Consider the following 21,177-nt stretch of genomic DNA (forward strand, 5'->3'; position numbering starts at 1 on the left):
ACCATGTACGATCTGCAAAACTCCAAAAAAACAGTTGATCCATTAAAACGTCCCCCTCATTCTGTGGAAGCAGAGCAATCCATTATTGGTGGATTAATGTTGGACAATCAGGTTTGGGATAAAGTCAGTAATAAATTATGTGAAACCGATTTCTATCGCACCGAGCATCGAATTTTATTTCGAACAATTTCCAATTTGGTAAAAAAAGATCAACCTTTTGATGTAGTGACTCTGCTTGATGCCTTAAAGTCTTATAACGAATTAGATGATGCGGGTGGGGAAGCCTATTTGTTCGAACTGGCTAATAATACCCCCAGTGTTGCTAACGTATCTGCATATGCCGATATAGTTCGGGAAAAGTCGGTACAGAGACAGCTTATTACTGTAGCCACCGAAATTGCTGATTCAGCATATAATCCTGGAGGCAGGCAAGTGCCTGAACTTCTTGATATGGCAGAAACTAAAGTGTTTGCTATAGGTGAGCAAACAGGCGGTGATGGCGGACCTGAAAATATAAAATCAATTTTGGTTCGTGCGGTAGAAAAAATTGATGCACTCTATCACAATGGTGATGCAATTACCGGGCTTGCTACAGGTTTGTCTGATTTGGATGAAATGACTTCAGGATTGCAACCTTCTGACTTAATTATTGTTGCTGGTCGTCCTTCCATGGGTAAAACGACTTTAGTCATGAATATGGCAGAACATGCCGCGATTAAATCTGGAAAACCCGTACTGGCTTTTTCTATGGAGATGCCGGCAGATTCTTTGGCAATGAGGATGATGTCCTCTTTAGGGCGCATCGATCAGCATAAGATTAGAACGGGTAAACTGGATGATGATGATTGGCCTCGCGTGACCTCTGCAGTACATATGCTTTCGGAAGCCCCTTTATTTATAGATGATACACCCGCTTTAAGTCCTGGTGAAATGCGTGCACGAGCCAGGCGGTTGGCCAAGGAACAAGGTAACTTGGGGCTAATTGTGGTAGACTATTTACAATTAATGAAAGTGCCTGGGTTTTCAGCGGATAATAGAACGGCGGAAATATCTGAAATTTCACGCAGTCTTAAGTCGCTTGCAAAAGAACTACAAGTACCAGTGATTGCTTTATCCCAGTTGAACCGAAGTTTGGAACAACGCTCAGATAAACGTCCTGTTATGTCTGATTTGCGTGAATCGGGTGCGATTGAGCAAGATGCTGATTTAATTTGTTTTATTTATCGAGATGAAGTCTACAATGAAGATAGTCCTGATAAAGGAACAGCCGAAATCATTGTGGCCAAACAAAGAAATGGTCCAATTGGTAAGGTTCGTGTAGCTTTTATTGGTAAATACACTCGTTTTGAAGATTTAGCTTATAATGGTTATCAAGGGGTAGATTAAGGTGTCCAGACCTACCAAACTGGTGATAGAGCCAAGCGCTTTGCATCATAACTTAACGCGAATAAGACATTTTGCTCCAGGCACGAAAATAATTGCTATGGTTAAGGCTAATGCCTATGGTTGTGGGGTACATATTGTAGCACCCATATTGGAAGGACACGTAGATGCTTTTGGTGTAGCTTGTATTGAGGAGGCCCTGGTTCTTCGTAAAATAGGAATACGGACTCATTGTATTCTTTTTCAAGGTATATTTAGCCCTGATGAATTTAAGGCGGTAGCACAGCATCAATTTGGATGCGTTGTTCATCAACCGCATCAGGTACAGTGGCTTTTAAATACTCCTCTAGATACGCCAATTAAACTCTGGGTTAAAGTAAATACTGGCATGCATCGTTTGGGTTTTAAAACTCATGAGCTGCAAGGAGTAATGGATGCATTGCACTCTTGTCCTTGGGTGGATAAAGAGATCGGCTTGATGACCCATTTAGCTTGTGCTGATGAGCCTGAACGCATAGAAAATCTTCAGCAAATTTCTTTGTTTGAACGTATTTCTGCCTCAGGGTATAGTCAACGCAGTATTGCCAATTCCGCTGCCATTATTTCTTTTCCGCAAACTCATATGGACGTTGTCAGACCTGGTATTATGCTTTATGGTGTATCACCTTTTGCCAATCAGACTGCAATTGATTTGGGTTTACTTCCTGTAATGCGTTTTGTTTCAGCAATTAGTGCCGTTCATCATAATCCTCCTTTGGCTCAAGTTGGGTATAGCGGTATTTGGAAAAGTGAAAAGCCCTCCATTATTGGTATTGTTGCTGCGGGATATGGTGATGGTTATCCACGACATATTGCGGCAAACACCCCAGTTTGGGTTCAAGGCAAAGAGGTTCCTATTGTTGGGAGAGTATCAATGGATATGCTTGCTGTAGACTTAACGGAGCATCCGGAAGTAAAACCTGGAGCGCCTGTGGAACTTTGGGGTACGCATATTTTAGTTGAGCGAATCGCACAAGCAGCAGGAACTACGGGTTATGAATTATTATGTCAGATTTCAGAGCGAGTGCGTCACGATTAAATGAATTGTTTTTGATTGCACTCCGTACGCATTGTACCAAGGCATAATGATGCGGAATTAGGATTGAGAAAGTTTATTTATTTATCATAAACCTGCGTTTCATTTCGCTGCATCCAGGCTAAAATATTTAGATTTTCTTTAACTATGGATAATAACTGAGCGTGATGTTAGAATTACAACCGATTTCTATAACCTTTTAATTGGGTGATATGTTATGAAAAAAATAGCTGTTGCATCATTGTCTTTATTATTGGTTGGTTGTGCATCAATGAATCATGAAGACGTAGGTACTATCTCAGGGGGAGTTATCGGCGGATTGATTGGAAGCCAATTTGGAGGTGGCCCAGCAGCGAAATTGGCTGCAACAGCAGGTGGTGCTATTGCTGGTGCTTATTTAGGTGGTCAAATTGGTAAATATATGGATAAAGTGGATAGAATGGAAATGCAACGTGCCTTAGAAACTGCACCTACTGGCAAATCAGTACATTGGTCAAATCCAGACACTGGAAATAGTTATACAGTACAACCTACTCGTACTTATTATCGTGAGCGTTTGCCTTGCCGTGAGTATCTAACTAAGGCAATCATTGATGGAAGACCACAAACATTACGTGGTAGTGCATGTCGTCAGCCAGATGGTACATGGCATGTGGTAAACTAACCACGTATACCTATGTAGGCTGGGCTAAACATAGCCCAGCCCAGATTCTTCGAGCTTCGTGCTGGGGTTCGCAAGCTCAGCACCAGCCTACAACAACTATTTTACTTTTTTAGTCTTTTTTACTTCCACAGCCTCTACTTCCCCATCTTTTTTCTTATCACAACAGACGCATTTGCAGCAACTAAATAAGTTGTATAACCAGCCTATCAGAAAACCTGTAATGAAGGCATCAATGAAACCTATAACACCTCCCAATAAACTTCCCATTATCGAAGGCTCATATCCAGGATATAAACTACCTACAGCAGTTACAAAGCCATGTCCATAGGTATAATAGTAAGCAATTAATCCTATTATTAAAATAGATATTCCCCAGAGAACCCCAAGTGCAAGGCCAAGAGCTACAGGGCTTAATTTGCAACCTTTCATGCTCGTCTCCTTTTTATAGTATCGTCCTATAAAAACCGCAGCCTGGGTGCAGCGAGCGAAACCCAGGAATTTATTTACTAAACCCGGGTTTCGCTTCGCTGCACCCAGGCTACAAAGCTACAAAATTGCAATAAATTCAACTGCCTTTCTCAAAGTATAGACTACAACATTAATTAATTAATTAATAATTTTTCACAAATCGAAAAATATAAAATTTCTAATTGGTACAGATCGTTTAAGGAAACACATTCATTCACTTGATGAATTGTGGCATTCACAGGCCCAAGTTCTACTACTTCAACACCATAGGGTGCGATAAAGCGGCCATCAGATGTTCCGCCACTGGTAGAAAGTTCCGGTGAATTTCCAATAAGTTCGAGTATTGCTTCCTTACAGCGTTCCAGTAAGGTACCTTGGGATGTCAAAAAAGGCTCACCACTTAAACGCCATTCAATAATAGGATTCAGATCGTGCTCTTGAAAAGTAGTAATCACTTTTTCTTTTAATGAGTGGTGTGTGTGTTCTGTTGAGTATCTAAAATTTAGATGTAAAATCAATTCTCCCGGAATTATATTTGCAGCATGACCTCCTGATTGGAGGTGAGTAATTTGCATGGATGTTGGCGGAAAATAATTGTTACCCTGATCCCAGAGCGTTGCGGTCAGATTTGCTAGTGCGGGACTAATTTTATGGATTGGATTGTCCGCCAAATGGGGGTAGGCCACATGCCCTTGTTTTCCATGTAAGGTAATTTGGGCGCTCAATGATCCACGCCTGCCAATTTTGATCACATCACCAACACGATGAGTACTTGATGGCTCCCCGACAATGCAATAATCAATGTGAATGCCTTGATTCTCCAGGAGTTGCATGACATAGGGTGTGCCCATATCATAATCATTACCTTCCTCACCACTGGTAATAAGAAAACCTAATCTTCCCTGAAATTTGGGATAAGTGTTTATAAATCGTTTTGCCATAAGCAGCATGCATGCAAGGCTACCTTTCATGTCAGCAACACCACGCCCAAAGAGCATTCCATTTTTATTTTCCACTGTAAAAGGATCAGATAACCATTTTGTTACGTCACCCACAGGAACTACATCGGTATGACCAGCGAATACGAGAAAAGGGCCCGATTCTCCATAAGAAGCAAAGAAGTTGGAAACAGGCCCTTTATTCATACGTTGGCAAGTAAATCCTGCTTGTTCCAAAAAATGGATCATAAACTCCTGGCAGCCTGCATCTTCAGGTGTAATAGAGGGAAAATGAACAAGTTTTGTTAATATTTCTTGTAAGTCTGCCTCCAAATTTGGTGATACTCTATTTTTCTGCCCAGCCATGCTAACTCGCTCTTAATAGTTCATTAATGCTTACTTTTGCTCTTGTTTTGTCATCTACCTGCTTCACAATGACTGCACAATACAAACTGTAGCTTTTGTCTTCACTGGGCAGGCTACCAGCGACTACCACTGATCCTGCCGGGATACGACCGTAAGTAATTTCTCCCGTGAGCCGATTATATATTTTAGTACTTTGTCCCAAGTATACCCCCATAGACAATACGGAATTTCGTTCTACGATCACCCCTTCGACGACTTCGGAGCGGGCTCCGATAAAACAATTGTCTTCGATAATGGTGGGGTTGGCTTGTAAGGGCTCCAAAACACCACCTATACCTACTCCGCCTGAAAGATGCACGTTTTTACCGATTTGGGCGCAGGAACCCACAGTTGCCCAGGTATCAACCATGACGCCCTCATCAATATATGCGCCCACATTGACATAAGATGGCATTAAAACACAGTTCTTTGCAATATACGCCCCTTTGCGAACCATGGCATGGGGTACCACGCGCACCCCTGTTTGTTTGAATTGTTCTTCGGTATAGTTATTGTATTTGAGAGGTACTTTGTCATAAAACTGACAGAAACCGGAATCAATCACTTGATTGGGATAAAGCCTAAAAGATAAAAGAACTGCTTTTTTTATCCATTGATTAACTACCCATTCATTATTTATTTTTTCTGCTACCCGGTACTGGCCGTTGTCCAGACAAGAAAGTACTTCATTCACCGCCGCAGTAAGTTCGGGAGATGCATTATCAATTGATAATGTTTGGCGTTGCTCAAAAGCTTGTTCAATTAGAGTTTGTAAGGTTTGCATCTATTTTTCCTGTATCTTTTGTAGCCTGGGTGCAGCGCAGTGAAACCCTGGAATTCTTAATCAGTTGAGCCCGGGTTTCGCTGCGCTGCACCCAGGATCCCAATTGCATCCTGGCTTTAATATGCAAGCGCATATTCCAAATCAGCTTGTAAATCCTTCACATGCTCTATACCTACTGAGAGTCGAATAAATCCATCTTCTATACCCAAAGCCTTTCGTTTTTCTGGAGGTATAGACGCATGGGTCATAATCGCTGGATGCTCTATCAAGCTTTCCACACCACCTAAACTTTCGGCGAGAGTAAACAATTCACAACGTGCAAGAAAACGCTTGGCTCCATCGATACCACCATCAATTACCATGGAAATCATGCCGCCAAACCCGTGCATTTGTTCTTTAGCTAATCCATGCTGGGGGTGGTTTGTAAGGCCTGGATAAATAACTTTTTTTACTCTGGATTGCGTGCTCAACCAATTTGCTAAATGATGCGCATTCTCGCAATGTCTTTCCATTCGTAAGGAAAGTGTTTTCAGACTTCTTAAAACAAGAAAACTATCAAATGGACCTGCAATTCCGCCGCAGGAGTTATGCAGGAAAGCAATTTTATCCGCTAAATTAGGATTATCACCAACCACTACGACCCCACTGACTACGTCTGAATGACCATTAAGGTATTTAGTTGCTGAATGCAGTGCTATATCAAACCCTAATTCTATAGGTTTCTGAATCCAGGGGGTCGCAAAAGTGTTGTCTGCAACTGCTATGAGATTATAACGTTTGGCTATCACTGCTATTTCACGTAAATTAGCCAGTTTTAGCATGGGATTCGAAGGCGTTTCTACCCAGATCATACGAGTTTTTGGGGTAATTGCGGCCTCTATATTGCGAGTATCCGACATGTCTACAAAAGAAAAGGATAATCCAGATGTACGAGTTTTCACCTTATCAAATAAACGAAATGTGCCTCCATAAAGATCATCCATGGCAACGACATGATCTCCGGCATCTAATAAATCAATAATTGTGTTGATTGCAGCCATTCCAGAAGCAAAAGCAAAACCACGTTCACCTGACTCCAAACTGGCAATACACCCTTCATAGGCTCCACGCGTAGGGTTATGTGTCCTGGAGTACTCATAGCCAAGATGTTCACCTGGAGCAATTTGTTTGTAAGTAGATGTTGCATATATGGGGGTCATAACCGCACCAGTACTTGGACAGGGTTCCTGGCCAGCATGAATGGCTCGAGTTTCAAAGTGATGCTTTTTCATTGGACTATCCTTAAGGGCTGTGAATTTCTTATGTCGATTACTTTCTTCCATTTATTATAAAGTGATCTGTTCAGAGTGGTTTATGTAGGATATTCTAGTGGGGGTTGTATGTATAGGCAAGTTCTACTTTTGCGGGTATAGAAAGGGTATAGCGAAGTGTTCATGTACAGGCAATTAATGTGTCAGGGGTCGTTTTGACAATGAAATTTGATCTTCAAGCTTTATTTTCAGCAAAATACGCACAATGGATTATTATTGCCTTAATTTCACTATTTTCCATACTGATTATCGCTGAGTACGCTTCTTTAATCTTTTCCCCTATAACTCGTCAAGCGGTACCTGAAACCACAAAAGAGATACCGGTGATAGCAAAACAGAATTCCTTTGATGCGATTTTACATTCTTCCTTATTCGGTGTGTATGTTTCAAATAATTTATCCAGTATTAAAAAATCCATGTTGAATGTTACTTTAGTAGGGATCTTATTTGCTAATAAGATAGAAGACTCCCAAGTAATCATTCGTTCTGCGAATGGGGAGGAAAGCACTTATAAATTAGGTGATACGATACCTGGGGGGGCTGTGATCAAACGTATTATGGCTGCTGGGATTTTAGTTGAACGTAATGGTAATTTAGAGAGTTTAAGTTTACCCAAAAATGAATTAATCTTTGAACCAGTAGCAAAGCCTTTGGAAGGGGAATAAAAATTTATGAGACGTTTATTTAATCGATTAATCGTTGTAATTTTTATTTCTGCTCTAGCTGGATGTGCTGTTACTAGCGCGATGAATTTGCGTGAAGGGATTGATAGTTTCAGGGTTGAAGATTACCGTAGGGCTTTTATTCGCTTAAAACCATTAGCTCAGAAAGGGCAGCCTGATGCGCAATACGCTGTAGGTTATATGTATTATTACGGCAAAGGAGTAGTAGAAGATCGGAAAAAAGCGTGGTTTTGGATCAACGCCGCTGCTAATTTAGGCCAACCCGATGCAAAAGTAGCGATTCAAATATTAGCTAGTGGTGGTTCATTAAGTTAAATGAATTTGTAGCCTGGATGGAGCATAGCGAAACCCAGATTAGTGTGGTGTCTTTTAGCAGTTTGAGATAGGGTTAATGCCACATGACTTCCAGTTTAAAAGCTATCTCACGGAACACTCATTTTTTACATCAATGTTGTAATGAAATGTTAATATTTTGCTGGTGGGCTGAGCTAAGCCTAAAGAATTTATTTGTTCTTTTGCAAACCACTGCCCCTGTTTCTCAGACAATGTATTACCTAATGCTTTAGTTTTTATGCTGAGTGCATTAATTTGCAAATGAAAATGACTAAAGCGATGTTTAAATGTCATGAGTTGTCGAGGCGGCTCTCCTGATAAATCATAGTTCAGACGTATAAAGTCAAGTGGACAATCTTCTTCGTCCACACTGGGTAAACACCATAAACCACCCCATAACCCTACAGGAGGCCTTTTTTCTAAATAGATGGAGTCTTGTTCATTGTATAAAACCAGGAACTGTTGGTTTTGAACGGGGATGGTTTTTTTTACTTTTTTCGTGGGATACAGATGTTGTTCTTCATATTTCAGTGCCAGACAATTATTCTGTAAGGGGCAATTAGGACAATTTGGATTTTTAGGGGTACAACACATGGCACCTAAATCCATAATGGCTTGGGTGTAATCAGCGCAGTTTTCCTGTGGCATGCATGAATTAGCCAGTTCCCACAATGTTTTTTTTACTTGCGCTTGTTCGGGATACCCCTTAATCATGAAAAAACGGGTTAAAACACGTTTTACATTTCCATCAAGAATAGCGACAGGTTGATTAAAAGCTTGGGATACAATGGCTGCTGCAGTAGATGGGCCAATTCCTGGCAACTCTTTTAATAATTGATAATCATCAGGTAAAACACCACCATGGGATTGCATCACTATTTTTGCTGTTTGATGAAGATTCCTGGCGCGGCTGTAATAACCAAGCCCTGACCACAAAGAAAGTACTTCATCATCATGTGCTTTCGCCAAAGCATTTATATTAGGAAATCGTTGCATAAAACGTTCAAAATAAGGGATAACGGTTTGTACTTGAGTCTGCTGAAGCATAATTTCAGAAATCCATACTCTGTAAGGTGTTCGAGGAAGTTGCCAGGGAAGATTATTCCGTCCATAAAGGGCATACCACTGCAGTAAGGGTTGACTCATTTTTTTGTATAAATTTTGTTTATCCACGCGCGTAATTCTTGATGGTTTATTGTTGGCGTACTGTAAAAAAAGTAATGGCGCAGGTCAATGAGTAGCGTTCATTAATATCCATTTAAATGATCCGTACTCGTGGTCTGACCTCAGTATTGTATTCAGAATCTTTAGTTTTGTGCAGAGAGTTGAGGAGAATGTCCAGTTTCTTGTTTCTTGGCTGGTTGATAAAAGAAAGAACTTGGGTCAGTAGTGTAAAACTCATTATTAAATTGTACTCTTTCCTCGTCATTCACAAAAATACCAGGACCCAATGCTCTCATAATTGATAATACGGTGTTATTTTCAATCAAATGAGATTTTGTGGGTTCCCCATTATCTAGATTCGTTTGAATTGATAAAACCGGCCTCAGAATTTCAATACACTGTGCAACGTCCTTTTGAGTTTTTAAATCCCTAATACTATGAATAATATTAGAAGGATAAGCATAAATATTTGTATCAGCATAGACTTCACGAATTTGTTGAAACGTTTCCTTATGCGCCCAGCTTTGCTTTAGAATGATTGCATCATTGATCATCTCTTTAACACGTGTAAGCCCATATTTCTTCATTAGATTCATAAGTAAATCATGCAATTGTTGAAATGATTCATCATCATAAATATCCATAGAAAATTGATTTATATTTTTTTTCTTTAAAAAGTCAATAAAGCCATCGACAAATGATGTTGGATTAGTTTCGCTATCTGAAGCAAAATAGGTTTTAATTAAAGTCCAACAGTCTGCAACTTGTGGACTTAGGTCGACGATAATTACTTGCGGTACACTATTTACTTTTTCTCCTAAATCACAGGCCAAAGCAATAGCGCCAAAAATAGAAGTTCCTACAAAAACAAAAGGCTTGTCTGTTTTATACGGTTCCAGATCTTTTTCTTTAATGGGATCATTTCCTAACCAAAATGCAAAGCATTCATTTAATTCCTGAGTCGGTAGTTGTTTGACTTTAGATAAAAGTTGAACTCGTTTTTTCTGATTTTCTTCAATTTGATCAGTTGTTTGTAATTTGCTCTGCATGTTTGTGAACCCCAATAATCCAACAAGTGGGGATATTATATGTCAGTCGGGGCATAAATTAAACACAGCGATCTAAATTAAATCTAATTAAATACTTGAGTATCTTTTTTCGTGGAAAAATAATTGCGAAGATGGTGTGTGTTGTTACATGGAAAGTTAATTCAATGATGAGACAAAGATTTTCATGCGGTGTTGCCATGAAATAAAAAATGGATGGTAAAGATAGCCCATGAACTTTATGTATATTATGAAAAAATTAAAGTTGACTCGCTAAGTGCCGATATATGGTCTATCGTTTTAAATAGGGGTCCTTTCTGTACTCAGGATGAGTAAATCAGCTGAATCATTTGCTAAATATTGTAGCGAATTCACTTAATGCATTGACGATGTGAGTTTTTTTAAGATTTTTTTAATCTAAAAATGGGGCGGTTTTCATATAGTAGAAACGTAACAGCCCTCCAGAATTAAATGCCACAAAGAAAAATAGATCTTAAAAAAGCTTGCAGGTTCAATGCATATGAGTGCGTGCTGTAATTTGTTGGTGAGTGATTTAGGTCAAATCAAGGAGAGATCGATGCACTACGGCCAACATGAAATCGTGGTATTAAAACCTACAGCTGTCTTTTTATCATTTCTTGCTTCGCAATTGCCTGAAACCAAGTTACCGGATCTTAGATTATTGCAAATTGATAACACTGCATATCTGTTGCACAAACAAAACTCTGATGATGCAACTCTGGATGAAATAGAAAAGCATTTTTCAATAATGTTTCGTCATGAAATTTGTCGTTGGCTAGGCGATAAAGCACGCAATGAAATAGAAACCAAATTTCTTGATTTTCTTTGTTGTTTTAAATTTGAATTGCACAACCATATTGTGTTGATGGATCCTTCAATAGAAACAAGTCATCAATTATTGTTCATTAAACCGCGTGTGGCTTTACTTAGCTGGATTAAAAAAACCATGGAAGACCAAGATAATTTGGTTGGTGTTATTGAAAAAGTAGAGTTATCGCATCTGGAGGAAAATGCTACTGCTTTGGTGAAAAATTTTTCTAATTTAACCGACATAAAACCTTTTATCAAAGAAAACTATATTTCCATTTTTGCAGCAGCGATGAGTCGCATGTCAAGTCAGCCCGATCAATGGCCAAAGATGGATTCACTCCAAACTTTTAGCCAGTATTTTTCTATTGAAATTCATACTCAATTGATTCATTTGTCTAATTAAAGGAGTTGACTATGGAGCCAGTCAGTATAGCGCTTATTTGTACTGCAGCATTGGGAACTGTTGTTATTTTGGCTGCGTTTATAAGACAAATCCTGTTAAGCCGAGACAAGCAGTTAAATGATAAGGCACAAAGTAAGGCATTGACCCAAGAAGTAAAGGAACTGGAGCAAATCCGCGCACAAATGCAAAATGAGAAGCGATTTGATTCGCATTACCAAGTGCTAGGAGCGAATAAAGATGCAATTAGATATATAGATACTAAAATAGAAGAGATTTTACACAAAAAAACAGAGTTGGTTGAGCGTTATGCCCAAGTCATTGTTAAAGAGTCAGGCTCGATAGTCAGCGGGGCAGTTTCATCCGAGCGTAAAGCCGTCTGTGATCGATTAAGAGAAGAAATAGATCGTGAAATAGCATTCTATGATAGTGAACTCAAGGAATTACAGGAAAGAAGAGGTTCTCTATGGGATGCGCATACTGACTTTCAAAGATATCTTTTAAACCAGGAAAAGTCACGAAATGCCAGTTTGGATAGTGTATACAAACAGCATTCAGCACTTTTAGAAAAAGTATATTTACGTCATATCGATGATACTGAAATTGTGGCCGTCAAAAGCATGGAAGCATCAACCATAACTTTTAAAGACATGCTCATGATGCCAATACAATTTTTGATGCAATATTTTGGAGTATCAGTAACTCCCGGAATTTCGCTGATTCAAACGCGAGTAGAAAATGTGGCGCGAGCAAACGTAGATAAAGTTCAACATGAAATAAATGATCCAGTACCTGAGAAACAAGAAGATGTAGCGCATAAAGAGGCTAAGCCGTCAAATAAAGTACACAAAGAGGACCAGCATGATGATGTTCATCAAGAGGAAAAAGACAAAGATCATGAGAAAACTAATTCAATGACATTTGCTTGAAAATTATTCTTTTGACTCATTTGATGACATTTTTGTGGTTATATATTACAATTCGCTTGCATTTGGGAGGAATGCACGATTATGGTCCTAACTTGTGGAGATATATTGATGGAAAGACAACGGTTTTTATGGTTTATTACTTTTATGCTATGTTCAATTCTGGCTTTACCAGGACATAGTACAAGTGTAAATTCACTACTTCCTGATGAACAAAATACGGTACAAGTTTTTCATGAGGCTTCCCCAAAAGTAGTTTATGTTCACAGATTAACAACAGTAACCAATAGAGGTTCGCTACAGAAAAGACAAGTTCCTGATGGGGCCGGCTCTGGAATTGTTTGGAGTAACAATGGGTATATGGTTACCAATTTTCACGTGATTAAGGGTGCAGATAAGTTGGCAATTACTTTAGGTAAATTGACTGTACCCGCTAAAGTAGTTGGAGCAGAACCACGTAAAGATATTGCTGTATTAAAGATTGAATCACCGCAAGCTTTGGCTCTGTTAAAAGAGTTTAAACCGTTTGAAATTGTACATCTTAATGATCTCATGGTAGGACAAAAGGCAATTGCGATTGGTAACCCTTTTGGTCTTGATCATAGTTTATCTAAGGGGGTGATTTCTGCTTTGGGTAGAAAAGTTCCTGGCATCGGCGGAGTTACAATTCGTAATATGATTCAAACAGATACGCCAATTAATCCGGGCAATTCAGGTGGTCCATTATTGAATAGTGCTGGACAGTTAATTGGTATGAACACGATGATTTATTCACAATCAGGTTCGTCTGCCGGAATTGGTTTCGCTGTTCCTGCAGATGATATTGATCGTATCGTGACGCAAATTATTAAAAATGGGCGAGTCGTATTGTCTGGGATTGGGATTCAAAGTGTTCCACCGAGTATTGCTCAGCGATTAGGTATACGCAAAGGAATATTAATTGCAGATGTTATACGCAATACCCCTGCAGACAAAGCTCATTTGCGGGGTACTCACCGAGATGCTTGGGGGCATATCGAGTTAGGTGATATTATTGTTGCTTTGAATGGACATGCGGTTCCTAATTATGATGTTTTATACAATATGCTAACTGATATAAAAGTTGGGGAGCAAATAACGGTATCCATTCAGCGAAATAACAAGCAGATGGATGTAAAAATGAAAACGATTGATATCGCTGGGGTTTAGAGATTTACTGTGAAATTCCTCTGCTGATGTACTTACAGCCTGGTTTGTGATTCATCTCACTCAGGCTGTAATTTTTTCTTAGGGTCTGTTTGCATTGCTACTATCTTAGCCAAACTGCTGTGATTTTTCTGCGCTGCTGCGCTCGGGTACACGAAAATTATGCATTTGGGCTCAAGGAAGCGAAATGGGACAGACCCTATGCTTTAAATTCAAGATGTTCAAATTATTCACCAAGGAGAATAAGGATGTTACTTAATAAAGAGGATTCACTCTTATTATTAATTGATGTACAAGAGAAATTAACACCAGCCGTATTAGATAGTGAAGCGTTTATTGCACGTTGTGAATGGCTTTTAAAATTAGCTCGGCGAATGAATGTTCCCATTCTAGTGAGTGAACAATATCCCCAAGGTCTTGGTGCAACTTTGAACCAATTTCAATCCTATTTTAATCAACAAAATGGTGTTGTTGATAAAGTAAACTTTTCTTGTATGGGTGAGCCTAAATATGTGGAGCGCTTAAAACAATTTCATAAAAAACAATTAATTCTTATCGGCATTGAAACTCATGTTTGTGTCTTACAAACTGCGCTGGAAATGAAAGATGCTGGATATGATGTTTTTGTTGTTGCCGATGCAGTAAGTTGTCGTGGTGAACAAAATATGAAATATGGATTGAAACGAATGAAACAAGCAGGGATTCATTTGGTTACCACAGAAATGGTGTTTTTCGAATGGTTAAGAAAGGCAGGGACTTCTGAATTCAAGCAATTGAGCAAGGAGTTTTTTTAGGGTCTGCTTACATTTCTACTATCTTGGCCAAACTGCCCTGATTATCTGCGTTCCGATGCTCACATACTTCATGTATGCTGCGCTTCGGTACTTAAAAATCAGCGCATTTTGGCTCAAGCCAGCGAAATGTAAACAACCCAAGGCTTCAAATCTATAATTTTAGGGAGAATCATAGTGAATTTTACGAATCAAATCGCCTTGATTACAGGCGGTGCCTCTGGTATGGGAAAAGCAAGTGCTCAATACTTACAGAAGCGTGGAATGCGGGTTGTGGTATGGGATAAGCATACAGAGGACCAAAGCGACACTGATTTATTTATCAGTTGTGATGTAACCAGTGATGAATCGGTCGAAAAGGCAATGCAACAAACAATAGAGCAATTAGGAGCACCGAGAGTTTGTGTCAACTGTGCAGGCATTGCTCCAGCTAAGCGTATTGTTGGGAAAGATGGTGCTATGCCTTTGGCTGCCTTTAAACAAGTGATTGATGTAAATCTTATTGGTACTTTCAATGTGATGAGAGTTGCAGCGCATGCAATGAGTACTTTGGAATTAGTACATAGTTCCCAGGAGCGCGGTGTGATTATTAACACAGCCTCTATTGCAGCATTTGAGGGACAAATTGGTCAAGCCGCATATAGTGCTTCCAAGGGTGGTGTTGTGGCCATGACCTTACCCGCTGCGCGAGAGCTCGCTCAGTTTGCCATTCGCGTCAATACCATTGCACCTGGATTAATAGCGACACCAATGCTGTTGAACATGCCACAAGAAGTACAAGATAATCTGGTGGGAACCATGATTTTTCCCAAGCGTTTTGGTAAGCCCGATGAATTTGCTTCGTTAGTGGCGCATATTATTGAAAATGGAATGATAAATGGTGAAGTGATTCGTTTGGATGGTGCTCTTCGCATGAGGTAACCATTCATTTTTAAATGGGGTTTCAACGAGTAGTTGTCGTTCGACTTGAGGTATCGTCACTATTTCATTTTAAATATCTCTACGTACCGCGCTTTATGCGCAGTATCCAGAACGATCTTTAAGATGCCGCTGAGGCATTTCTATAGCAAGATCCCTGGATACCGCGCATAAAGCGCGGTACGTAGGCGAAAAAATTAGTGGAGGTTTCTCATCAAAAAACTGACGATCCCTTAGGGGGTGAGTTTTTGAAGATTTTAAGTTTCTTGATGATGTGTATTCTCTTTTGCTGATTGAATCGTTCCATTGGAAGTATAAACACTGATTGCATTCGCTTGATTTCCTGACAGTGTATTGACAATTTCTTGACGAACATAAAGGTTGTTGGCTATTATTTGTCCATTTACTGCATTTAATTCACGGCAGCGTGTTAATAGTTCAGCAAGCTTAGTATTTAATTGATTGATTTGATTTGTTTCCTCAACGGTACACTCTTTAAGAAACTCAGTTAAAACTAAGTTCATATCTTGATTAGGATTCGTATAGTTAATAAGTTGTAAGCGTTGTTTGGCACTTTCCTCTAACTTATTTGATAATTCCTGTTTTTTATTGGCAAATTCTTCAAGTCTATTAAATTCCCGAGATGTTAGTATTTCCTTCTCCTCGGCCAGCAAAGAATTGAGTGATTCTATCCAATTAATTTCTTGATCCAGGTGGCTACTCAATGTTTTTATCTTATGATCCATATAATAATTGCCCTTAGAATTTATGCAGGTTCTACATTTAACATTTTCATGGCAATTTTGTCACTATCAATCTGATAGTTTCCGAGCGCTATTTCAGATTTAAAATATAAAACTCGAGCCTCATTGATTTCAGAAACTTCCTTAAGGGAGTTTTTTATAGCTTCTAATTGTTTTGACGTATCACTAATGTTGACATGTGATGCGGGATCGTCAATCAAACTTTGGATTTTTTCTTGATGTTTCATTTTTAAACGATTTTCTGTTTCTAGAGTTTTTACAGGAACTGCATCACTGATTTGATTAAACATAATTTATCCTCAATCACGTTCGACTTCTAAATGTATCGGCTATTTTGTAAAAATCTTTAGTAAATTTTAATTATAAAGGGCACGTTTGCGTTACTAATATCTCGGCGAAACTCTCCTGATTTTTGTGCTCAGCTGCTTCATACACGCATGTGTGCTACAACGATCAGAATCAGGCCATTTTACTCAAGCTACCAAAATGCAAATGGTCCCTAGTTATTAAATAATAACATTTACTTTCTTTGAGTCAGTAATCTGAGCTTCAATAATTTTTTTAGAAGAAAGATTGCGTACTTTAATGGTTTCACCCAGCGAGCCTTCTTCCAAAGCAATACCATCCATACTTACAGTTAAATTGCTATCACTAGCAACAATAGAAACATGTTCTCCTTTATTAATCAATTTCGCTGCTTCTATATTATATGGGCTAAGCGGGTTATTGGGGCCAATATTTTGTTTGCATATTTGTCCTATTAATAAATCCTGGTTAGTAAAATAGCCATGATTTAATCTTTGTACATCCATTTCTGCTTGATAAATATCATCTTTAGCCAGTCGGGTTCCTTTAATAAGAGCACGTTTTGCTACGTAGATCGTTTTTAATACTGTTATTTTAACAGGAACGTATAAAGACCAATGATTGTCATTTTCTTGGCATTTTATTCCCATAGTACGGGTATTTAAAATAGGAGATTGGTAGGGATTAAAAACTACTAATTGCTCATCAGCACACGCTTTGAGATTTAAACGGGAATCAATTTTATCCGCTGTAACGCGAATTATTCCTTCTTTATAGGAAGAAAGCTCATTACGTATGTATTGTTCTATTTTGTTCGTTAGTATTTCAGGAGACTGCATTGCTTCAGCATGTAATCCTGTACTTGCAAAAAATAGTAAAACACTTAGTATGCACTTTTTCACAAATAATCCCTTTTTAAATGACTTCTTCCAACTGCAAATATTATGCCAATTTTCAGGAGAGTATTCCATGATGATTCATTTCATTGTATATGCCGTGATTTTATTGATATTCCAATCACCGGTTCATGCAGAAAGCCATCACCCCCAAGAGTTCTTGAAAGCAATTAGTGGTACCAAAGATGAAGGCGAACAAATTTACAATCATTTTTGCGTCAATTGTCATGCGAGCAAACCATTAATTCCTATAGGAGCTCCTAGAATTGGTGAGAAAGCAGATTGGAAAATACGTTTAAAACAGGGAATGGACGCGCTCTTTAAACATACTGATGAGGGGTTAAACGCGATGCCGCCTCGGGGAGGATGTTTTGAATGTACTGATGCACAGTTAATGAATGCTATCCAATTTATGCTCCCAAAACAACCAAAAAAGTAATCATTAAATAAGCGCTGAGTAAATAAAAAATACACAATGTAAAAAAAATTTATAAAAAAACCTAAACCTATTTTTAAATCTCCCGATAAATATAAAAAAAAGAGGGAGAAATAAAGTGAAAAAATATCTAGTGTTAGTTCCAGTGTGTGCTTTAGCAACATCCTGTGCTTCCATGGATAGATCAGTCCCTATCGTTGATGATGCAGGACACACGCATTATACGATGAGTATGAAGTCTGACCACAAGGGTTCTAATTACTTTCCTGCGAAAAGACCAGCAACAGGGAAAAAAGTGATTGTATTCGATCCTAGAGCAACGGCGTGGGCGGCTTACGATAAAGAAGGTAATAGGGTAAATACCGGTAGTGCTTCGGGGGGTAAAGATTTTTGCGAAGATGCAGGTAAACCCTGTCGTACGGTAACTGGAACATTCCGCATCTATTCTAAAAAAGGTGAAGAATGTACTTCCAGTATTTATCCATTAGAAACAAACGGCGGTGCAAAAATGCCCTATTGTATGCATTTCCATGGAGGTTATTCTATTCATGCAGCGTACGAAGTACCTAACTACAATGCAAGCCATGGTTGTATCCGTGTTTTACCCAGTGCAGCAAAATGGTTAAACCAGGATTTTGCTGATATTGGTACTACAGTTATTGTTAAACCTTACTAGTCAATTTGACATTAGATAGTAATTTTTGATGCAAAATTGACCTTAATAAAGGTGATAATCTCCACTACTGCCCTGCATTTGCAGGGTTTTTTTTATAAAGATACTCTGACGATGCCAATTTTTAATAATAAAAATAAAATCCTAACTGAAAATCAATTATATCGTAATTTAATGGGGCCATAATATTTGAGCTATATTTAATAGAAACAGTCATATAAAGTAAAATCAAAATGAGCACAGAAAAATTACCAGATGATTTGATAGAAAGGATTCTTAGAGGGCAAAATCTTGCAGAGGAAATGTCAAAGAAAGTGCAGATTACGCCCGAGGCCCCGGAACAAAAAAAATTTATACTTAGATTACTTATAGAGAAGATTCCATTGCTTTCTGGTTTATTACAAAGTTTAGGAAGTTCCGGGACTGCAACTACAGCTCTAATCAAAAGTCTGGGTGATACGTCTCAAGCTTTGCAGGGAGCGAGTGCTGGCTTCCACTATGCCGGCCTAGGAGTTGCAGCTGTTAATTTTGTTCGTATTCCTTTGATTTATTTCTTTGCACTTATTGCTAGAGAGCGCCCGCCTTTTACGCTATCTAATAATGCGCGTTGGGCTTATTCCGCTTTATTATTGGGTTTGACCTTAACTGCTATTTTGGTTCCTGCAGCAGCCCCTCCTATTGCCTTGGCTATGGCCAGTTTAACTTTGATACTTAGTTTGGTTTCTATAGGGCATATGATTTATAAACGTTACACCATTCAAAAATCGTTACGAGAAACTACAGAAAAAATAAAGACCAAGGAGGACTATTTAGAGGATATGCGGAAAAATGCTCAAGTGTTGATCTTGAAATTAAAAAAGCTGGATAAAAATGCTCAGGATTATGAGGAAAGGGCCAAGGCTATTTGTAAAGAGATTGAAGACTTAAATGCTAAGCATCAGGTTGCAAAAGACGAACTACAGGAGCTTTACAATAAAAAGCTGGAGGATGAGCAAACACTTAAAGGTCTGGGAACTGCTGCATTTATGGATAGAGGTGTCACTGCAGCCCTTACTTCCGTGGCTATTATTGGTTTAGCACTGAGTCTATTTTTCCCTCCTGTTGGTCTTGGTATTGTTGCTGGCAGTGCAGGGTTAGGTGCTCTTTATGTAGTGGGGCGGGTTGCTGTTTCCCTGCTTGCTCCAATAGTTAGTTCCCAAATAAAAAAACTAGGACTGTGGAATTCCAAAACAAATGAAAATGAGGAATCCCCGGAGCCTTCTCTTAACCCAGACGATTCATTAGAAAATCAATCCTCATTATCATTAACAGATGAATACAAAGGTCCTATGAATAATGAAACTTCTCCATCAGCTGAAGCAAAAAATGAGGATTCTACTTTAAAAGCAACGAGGAAACTATTTGGAATACACGCAAGCAAGAGGTTGCAAGAATTAAAAGACGATGCCCTTGAGATGGAAAAACTAGATACTCGATTATCAGCAATCGTTGAAACTCAGAATCATCGAGAAACTTTAAAATTTTTTCAAAATTTAGCAGTAATTGCCCAAATGGAGGAATGTCCTCATGGTGATTTAAGATGTTTATTCGACAAATTTTCTAGCATGGATAAAGTACTCCCCTTACTTGAAGAAGCGCTTGATGAAGTAAAAGAGGGTACGCTGATCATATCAAAAGAAGAAAAAGCTGCCTTATATGCTTCTGAACCTTTAATAGCTATTTTAAAACAAAGTAAAAGACTGACCGATTTAAGCTTTTTAGTTTCACCAAAACAAGACAATGCATCGCCGGAAGAAGACAAACAATTTAATATGGAACAGCAACAATAGCCACTCACGTAGAAAACTTACCCATCTAAATTCTATTGTAGAACTAAATCAAAACACTTTCTTTTTTTACTAAAATTTTTAATTTGCGAATTTCATTTTTTCTAGCGAACAACTTGCTAATATGAACATCGCAATTTACTATCATGTTTTTTAAACTGGATGCTTGGCATTATGATTCTTTGTATTGATGTTGGAAATTCTCATATCTATGGTGGAGTTTTTGATGGAGAAGAGATCAAGCTTCGTTTTCGTCATACATCTAAAATAAGTACATCTGATGAATTGGGCATCTTTTTGAAAAGTGTTTTGCGAGAAAATAATTGTTCTCCTGAAGCAATTAAACAAATTGGTATTTGTTCTGTTGTCCCTCAAATTGATTATTCATTGCGTGCAGCCTGTGTTAAATATTTTTCTTTAGAGCCTTTTTTGTTACAGGCGGGAGTTAAAACGGGTCTAAATATCAAATATCGTAATCCCATAGAAGTGGGTGCTGACAGAATTGCAAATGCAATTGCAGCAACACATATCTATCCAAACCAAAACGTAATTATTATTGATTTTGGCACTGCAACTACTTTTTGTGTCATTAGCGCACAGAAAGTATATATGGGAGGCGCTATTTTGCCAGGAGTTAGACTTTCAGTCGATGCTTTATCCAAAAATACAGCGAAGTTACCCGCTGTAGAAATCATAAAAATTGAAAATTCAGTCGGACGCTCGACCATAGAGAGCATTCAATCGGGTGTTTATTACGGTGCTATTGGTGCTTGCCGCGAATTGATTCAACGCTTGAATCAGGAGGCTTTTGAGGCGGAGAAAGCATTGGTTTTGGCAACAGGTGGATTTGCTTCCTTATTTGAAAAACAGGAATTATATGATCGCCTCGTTCCTGATTTGGTTTTGCAAGGGATAAGATTGGCTGCTTTAATGAATAATTAATTTTAAATAGATTATCAGCAGAAAGAAAAC

At 38.6% G+C, this 21,177-nt stretch carries 23 protein-coding genes; 14 read left to right on the forward strand and 9 right to left on the reverse strand.

Annotated elements, in window-relative coordinates; all coding sequences use genetic code 11:
* Window positions 1-3 precede the first annotated feature (3 nt).
* The 3 genes from dnaB (at window position 4) to FOLKNPGA_RS05500 (ending at window position 3,122) form a co-directional block, all read left to right on the forward strand.
* Entirely contained in the window at window positions 4-1,386 is a 1,383-nt protein-coding gene (gene dnaB / locus FOLKNPGA_RS05490; protein ID WP_182352045.1) for a replicative DNA helicase, read from the forward strand.
* A gap of 1 nt (window position 1,387) precedes the next feature.
* On the forward strand, window positions 1,388-2,461 hold the full coding sequence (gene alr / locus FOLKNPGA_RS05495) for an alanine racemase (protein WP_182352046.1): 1,074 nt from the start codon (window positions 1,388-1,390) through the stop codon (window positions 2,459-2,461).
* A 214-nt stretch (window positions 2,462-2,675) separates the two neighbouring features.
* Window positions 2,676-3,122: an RT0821/Lpp0805 family surface protein gene (locus FOLKNPGA_RS05500; protein WP_182352047.1), complete on the forward strand. Its 447-nt coding sequence runs from the start codon at window positions 2,676-2,678 to the stop codon at window positions 3,120-3,122.
* A 96-nt stretch (window positions 3,123-3,218) separates the two neighbouring features.
* Here FOLKNPGA_RS05500 and FOLKNPGA_RS05505 read toward each other — a convergent pair whose 3' ends face one another.
* The 4 genes from FOLKNPGA_RS05505 to FOLKNPGA_RS05520 form a co-directional block, all read right to left on the reverse strand.
* On the reverse strand, window positions 3,219-3,551 hold the full coding sequence (locus FOLKNPGA_RS05505; protein ID WP_182352048.1) for a bacteriophage holin: 333 nt from the start codon (window positions 3,549-3,551) through the stop codon (window positions 3,219-3,221).
* Between the two features lie 173 nt (window positions 3,552-3,724).
* Window positions 3,725-4,894 (reverse strand): succinyl-diaminopimelate desuccinylase, encoded by a 1,170-nt coding sequence (gene dapE, locus FOLKNPGA_RS05510; protein ID WP_182352049.1) that lies wholly within the window; start codon window positions 4,892-4,894, stop codon window positions 3,725-3,727.
* Window position 4,895: 1 nt separating this feature from the next.
* Complete coding sequence (gene dapD / locus FOLKNPGA_RS05515) at window positions 4,896-5,717, reverse strand: 2,3,4,5-tetrahydropyridine-2,6-dicarboxylate N-succinyltransferase (protein WP_182352050.1); 822 nt, start codon at window positions 5,715-5,717, stop codon at window positions 4,896-4,898.
* A 116-nt stretch (window positions 5,718-5,833) separates the two neighbouring features.
* Window positions 5,834-6,988: a PLP-dependent aspartate aminotransferase family protein gene (locus FOLKNPGA_RS05520; RefSeq protein ID WP_182352051.1), complete on the reverse strand. Its 1,155-nt coding sequence runs from the start codon at window positions 6,986-6,988 to the stop codon at window positions 5,834-5,836.
* Between the two features lie 200 nt (window positions 6,989-7,188).
* Between FOLKNPGA_RS05520 and FOLKNPGA_RS05525 the strand changes: the two genes are divergently transcribed.
* On the forward strand, window positions 7,189-7,692 hold the full coding sequence (locus FOLKNPGA_RS05525; protein ID WP_182352052.1) for a type II secretion system protein N: 504 nt from the start codon (window positions 7,189-7,191) through the stop codon (window positions 7,690-7,692).
* Between the two features lie 6 nt (window positions 7,693-7,698).
* On the forward strand, window positions 7,699-8,025 hold the full coding sequence (locus FOLKNPGA_RS05530; protein WP_182352053.1) for a tetratricopeptide repeat protein: 327 nt from the start codon (window positions 7,699-7,701) through the stop codon (window positions 8,023-8,025).
* 102 nt (window positions 8,026-8,127) lie between these two features.
* Here the strand turns inward: FOLKNPGA_RS05530 and mutY are convergent, their stop codons facing one another.
* Together mutY and FOLKNPGA_RS05540 are read right to left on the reverse strand one after the other, a co-directional pair.
* The gene (gene mutY, locus FOLKNPGA_RS05535; protein ID WP_232890717.1) at window positions 8,128-9,216 is read right to left on the reverse strand and encodes an A/G-specific adenine glycosylase; all 1,089 of its coding nucleotides are present in this window, start codon (window positions 9,214-9,216) and stop codon (window positions 8,128-8,130) included.
* Window positions 9,217-9,350: 134 nt separating this feature from the next.
* Window positions 9,351-10,256, reverse strand: coding sequence for a hypothetical protein (locus FOLKNPGA_RS05540; protein WP_182352054.1), 906 nt, complete (start codon window positions 10,254-10,256; stop codon window positions 9,351-9,353).
* 574 nt (window positions 10,257-10,830) lie between these two features.
* On the opposite strand from FOLKNPGA_RS05540, the gene FOLKNPGA_RS05545 reads away from it, so the two are divergent.
* From FOLKNPGA_RS05545 to FOLKNPGA_RS05565, 5 genes are all read left to right on the forward strand, one after another.
* A complete protein-coding gene (locus tag FOLKNPGA_RS05545; RefSeq protein WP_182352055.1) occupies window positions 10,831-11,487 on the forward strand; it encodes a hypothetical protein in 657 nt (218 codons plus the stop codon).
* 11 nt (window positions 11,488-11,498) lie between these two features.
* Entirely contained in the window at window positions 11,499-12,413 is a 915-nt protein-coding gene (locus FOLKNPGA_RS05550) for a hypothetical protein (protein WP_182352056.1), read from the forward strand.
* Window positions 12,414-12,521: 108 nt separating this feature from the next.
* Window positions 12,522-13,598 (forward strand): S1C family serine protease, encoded by a 1,077-nt coding sequence (locus FOLKNPGA_RS05555; protein WP_182352057.1) that lies wholly within the window; start codon window positions 12,522-12,524, stop codon window positions 13,596-13,598.
* Between the two features lie 245 nt (window positions 13,599-13,843).
* Complete coding sequence (locus tag FOLKNPGA_RS05560; protein ID WP_182352058.1) at window positions 13,844-14,389, forward strand: hydrolase; 546 nt, start codon at window positions 13,844-13,846, stop codon at window positions 14,387-14,389.
* A gap of 174 nt (window positions 14,390-14,563) precedes the next feature.
* Window positions 14,564-15,307, forward strand: coding sequence for an SDR family NAD(P)-dependent oxidoreductase (locus tag FOLKNPGA_RS05565; RefSeq protein WP_182352059.1), 744 nt, complete (start codon window positions 14,564-14,566; stop codon window positions 15,305-15,307).
* Between the two features lie 254 nt (window positions 15,308-15,561).
* Here FOLKNPGA_RS05565 and FOLKNPGA_RS05570 read toward each other — a convergent pair whose 3' ends face one another.
* The 3 genes from FOLKNPGA_RS05570 to flgA all read right to left on the reverse strand — a co-directional run bounded on the left by FOLKNPGA_RS05570 (window position 15,562) and on the right by flgA (window position 17,276).
* Complete coding sequence (locus tag FOLKNPGA_RS05570) at window positions 15,562-16,050, reverse strand: flagella synthesis protein FlgN (RefSeq protein WP_182352060.1); 489 nt, start codon at window positions 16,048-16,050, stop codon at window positions 15,562-15,564.
* A 20-nt stretch (window positions 16,051-16,070) separates the two neighbouring features.
* A complete protein-coding gene (flgM, locus tag FOLKNPGA_RS05575) occupies window positions 16,071-16,358 on the reverse strand; it encodes a flagellar biosynthesis anti-sigma factor FlgM (RefSeq protein ID WP_182352061.1) in 288 nt (95 codons plus the stop codon).
* 216 nt (window positions 16,359-16,574) lie between these two features.
* On the reverse strand, window positions 16,575-17,276 hold the full coding sequence (gene flgA, locus FOLKNPGA_RS05580; protein ID WP_182352062.1) for a flagellar basal body P-ring formation chaperone FlgA: 702 nt from the start codon (window positions 17,274-17,276) through the stop codon (window positions 16,575-16,577).
* Window positions 17,277-17,343: 67 nt separating this feature from the next.
* On the opposite strand from flgA, the gene FOLKNPGA_RS05585 reads away from it, so the two are divergent.
* The 4 genes from FOLKNPGA_RS05585 to FOLKNPGA_RS05600 all read left to right on the forward strand — a co-directional run bounded on the left by FOLKNPGA_RS05585 (window position 17,344) and on the right by FOLKNPGA_RS05600 (window position 21,147).
* Window positions 17,344-17,709 carry a cytochrome c5 family protein gene (locus FOLKNPGA_RS05585; protein WP_182352063.1) on the forward strand — a complete coding sequence of 122 codons (366 nt, stop codon included), beginning with the start codon at window positions 17,344-17,346 and terminating at the stop codon, window positions 17,707-17,709.
* A gap of 115 nt (window positions 17,710-17,824) precedes the next feature.
* Window positions 17,825-18,382, forward strand: a complete 558-nt coding sequence (locus FOLKNPGA_RS05590) for a L,D-transpeptidase (protein WP_182352064.1) — start codon at window positions 17,825-17,827, stop codon at window positions 18,380-18,382.
* 230 nt (window positions 18,383-18,612) lie between these two features.
* The gene (locus tag FOLKNPGA_RS05595; RefSeq protein ID WP_182352065.1) at window positions 18,613-20,208 is read left to right on the forward strand and encodes a hypothetical protein; all 1,596 of its coding nucleotides are present in this window, start codon (window positions 18,613-18,615) and stop codon (window positions 20,206-20,208) included.
* A 171-nt stretch (window positions 20,209-20,379) separates the two neighbouring features.
* On the forward strand, window positions 20,380-21,147 hold the full coding sequence (locus tag FOLKNPGA_RS05600) for a type III pantothenate kinase (RefSeq protein ID WP_182352066.1): 768 nt from the start codon (window positions 20,380-20,382) through the stop codon (window positions 21,145-21,147).
* Window positions 21,148-21,177 lie beyond the last annotated feature (30 nt).

The organism is Legionella sp. PC1000, assembly GCF_014109805.1.
GTDB lineage: Bacteria > Pseudomonadota > Gammaproteobacteria > Legionellales > Legionellaceae > Legionella > Legionella resiliens.

Coding starts and splice junctions, on each gene's coding strand:
- FOLKNPGA_RS05560 (WP_182352058.1), top strand. CDS start 13,844: ATGTTACTTAATAAAGAGGATTCACTCTTATTATTAATTGATGTACAA.
- FOLKNPGA_RS05555 (WP_182352057.1), top strand. CDS start 12,522: ATGGAAAGACAACGGTTTTTATGGTTTATTACTTTTATGCTATGTTCA.
- dapE (WP_182352049.1), bottom strand. CDS start 4,894: ATGGCTGGGCAGAAAAATAGAGTATCACCAAATTTGGAGGCAGACTTA.
- FOLKNPGA_RS05525 (WP_182352052.1), top strand. CDS start 7,189: ATGAAATTTGATCTTCAAGCTTTATTTTCAGCAAAATACGCACAATGG.
- FOLKNPGA_RS05550 (WP_182352056.1), top strand. CDS start 11,499: ATGGAGCCAGTCAGTATAGCGCTTATTTGTACTGCAGCATTGGGAACT.
- flgM (WP_182352061.1), bottom strand. CDS start 16,358: ATGTTTAATCAAATCAGTGATGCAGTTCCTGTAAAAACTCTAGAAACA.
- FOLKNPGA_RS05530 (WP_182352053.1), top strand. CDS start 7,699: ATGAGACGTTTATTTAATCGATTAATCGTTGTAATTTTTATTTCTGCT.
- FOLKNPGA_RS05500 (WP_182352047.1), top strand. CDS start 2,676: ATGAAAAAAATAGCTGTTGCATCATTGTCTTTATTATTGGTTGGTTGT.
- FOLKNPGA_RS05570 (WP_182352060.1), bottom strand. CDS start 16,050: ATGGATCATAAGATAAAAACATTGAGTAGCCACCTGGATCAAGAAATT.
- FOLKNPGA_RS05540 (WP_182352054.1), bottom strand. CDS start 10,256: ATGCAGAGCAAATTACAAACAACTGATCAAATTGAAGAAAATCAGAAA.
- dapD (WP_182352050.1), bottom strand. CDS start 5,717: ATGCAAACCTTACAAACTCTAATTGAACAAGCTTTTGAGCAACGCCAA.
- dnaB (WP_182352045.1), top strand. CDS start 4: ATGTACGATCTGCAAAACTCCAAAAAAACAGTTGATCCATTAAAACGT.
- FOLKNPGA_RS05595 (WP_182352065.1), top strand. CDS start 18,613: ATGAGCACAGAAAAATTACCAGATGATTTGATAGAAAGGATTCTTAGA.
- FOLKNPGA_RS05545 (WP_182352055.1), top strand. CDS start 10,831: ATGCACTACGGCCAACATGAAATCGTGGTATTAAAACCTACAGCTGTC.
- FOLKNPGA_RS05505 (WP_182352048.1), bottom strand. CDS start 3,551: ATGAAAGGTTGCAAATTAAGCCCTGTAGCTCTTGGCCTTGCACTTGGG.
- FOLKNPGA_RS05585 (WP_182352063.1), top strand. CDS start 17,344: ATGATGATTCATTTCATTGTATATGCCGTGATTTTATTGATATTCCAA.
- FOLKNPGA_RS05520 (WP_182352051.1), bottom strand. CDS start 6,988: ATGAAAAAGCATCACTTTGAAACTCGAGCCATTCATGCTGGCCAGGAA.
- FOLKNPGA_RS05600 (WP_182352066.1), top strand. CDS start 20,380: ATGATTCTTTGTATTGATGTTGGAAATTCTCATATCTATGGTGGAGTT.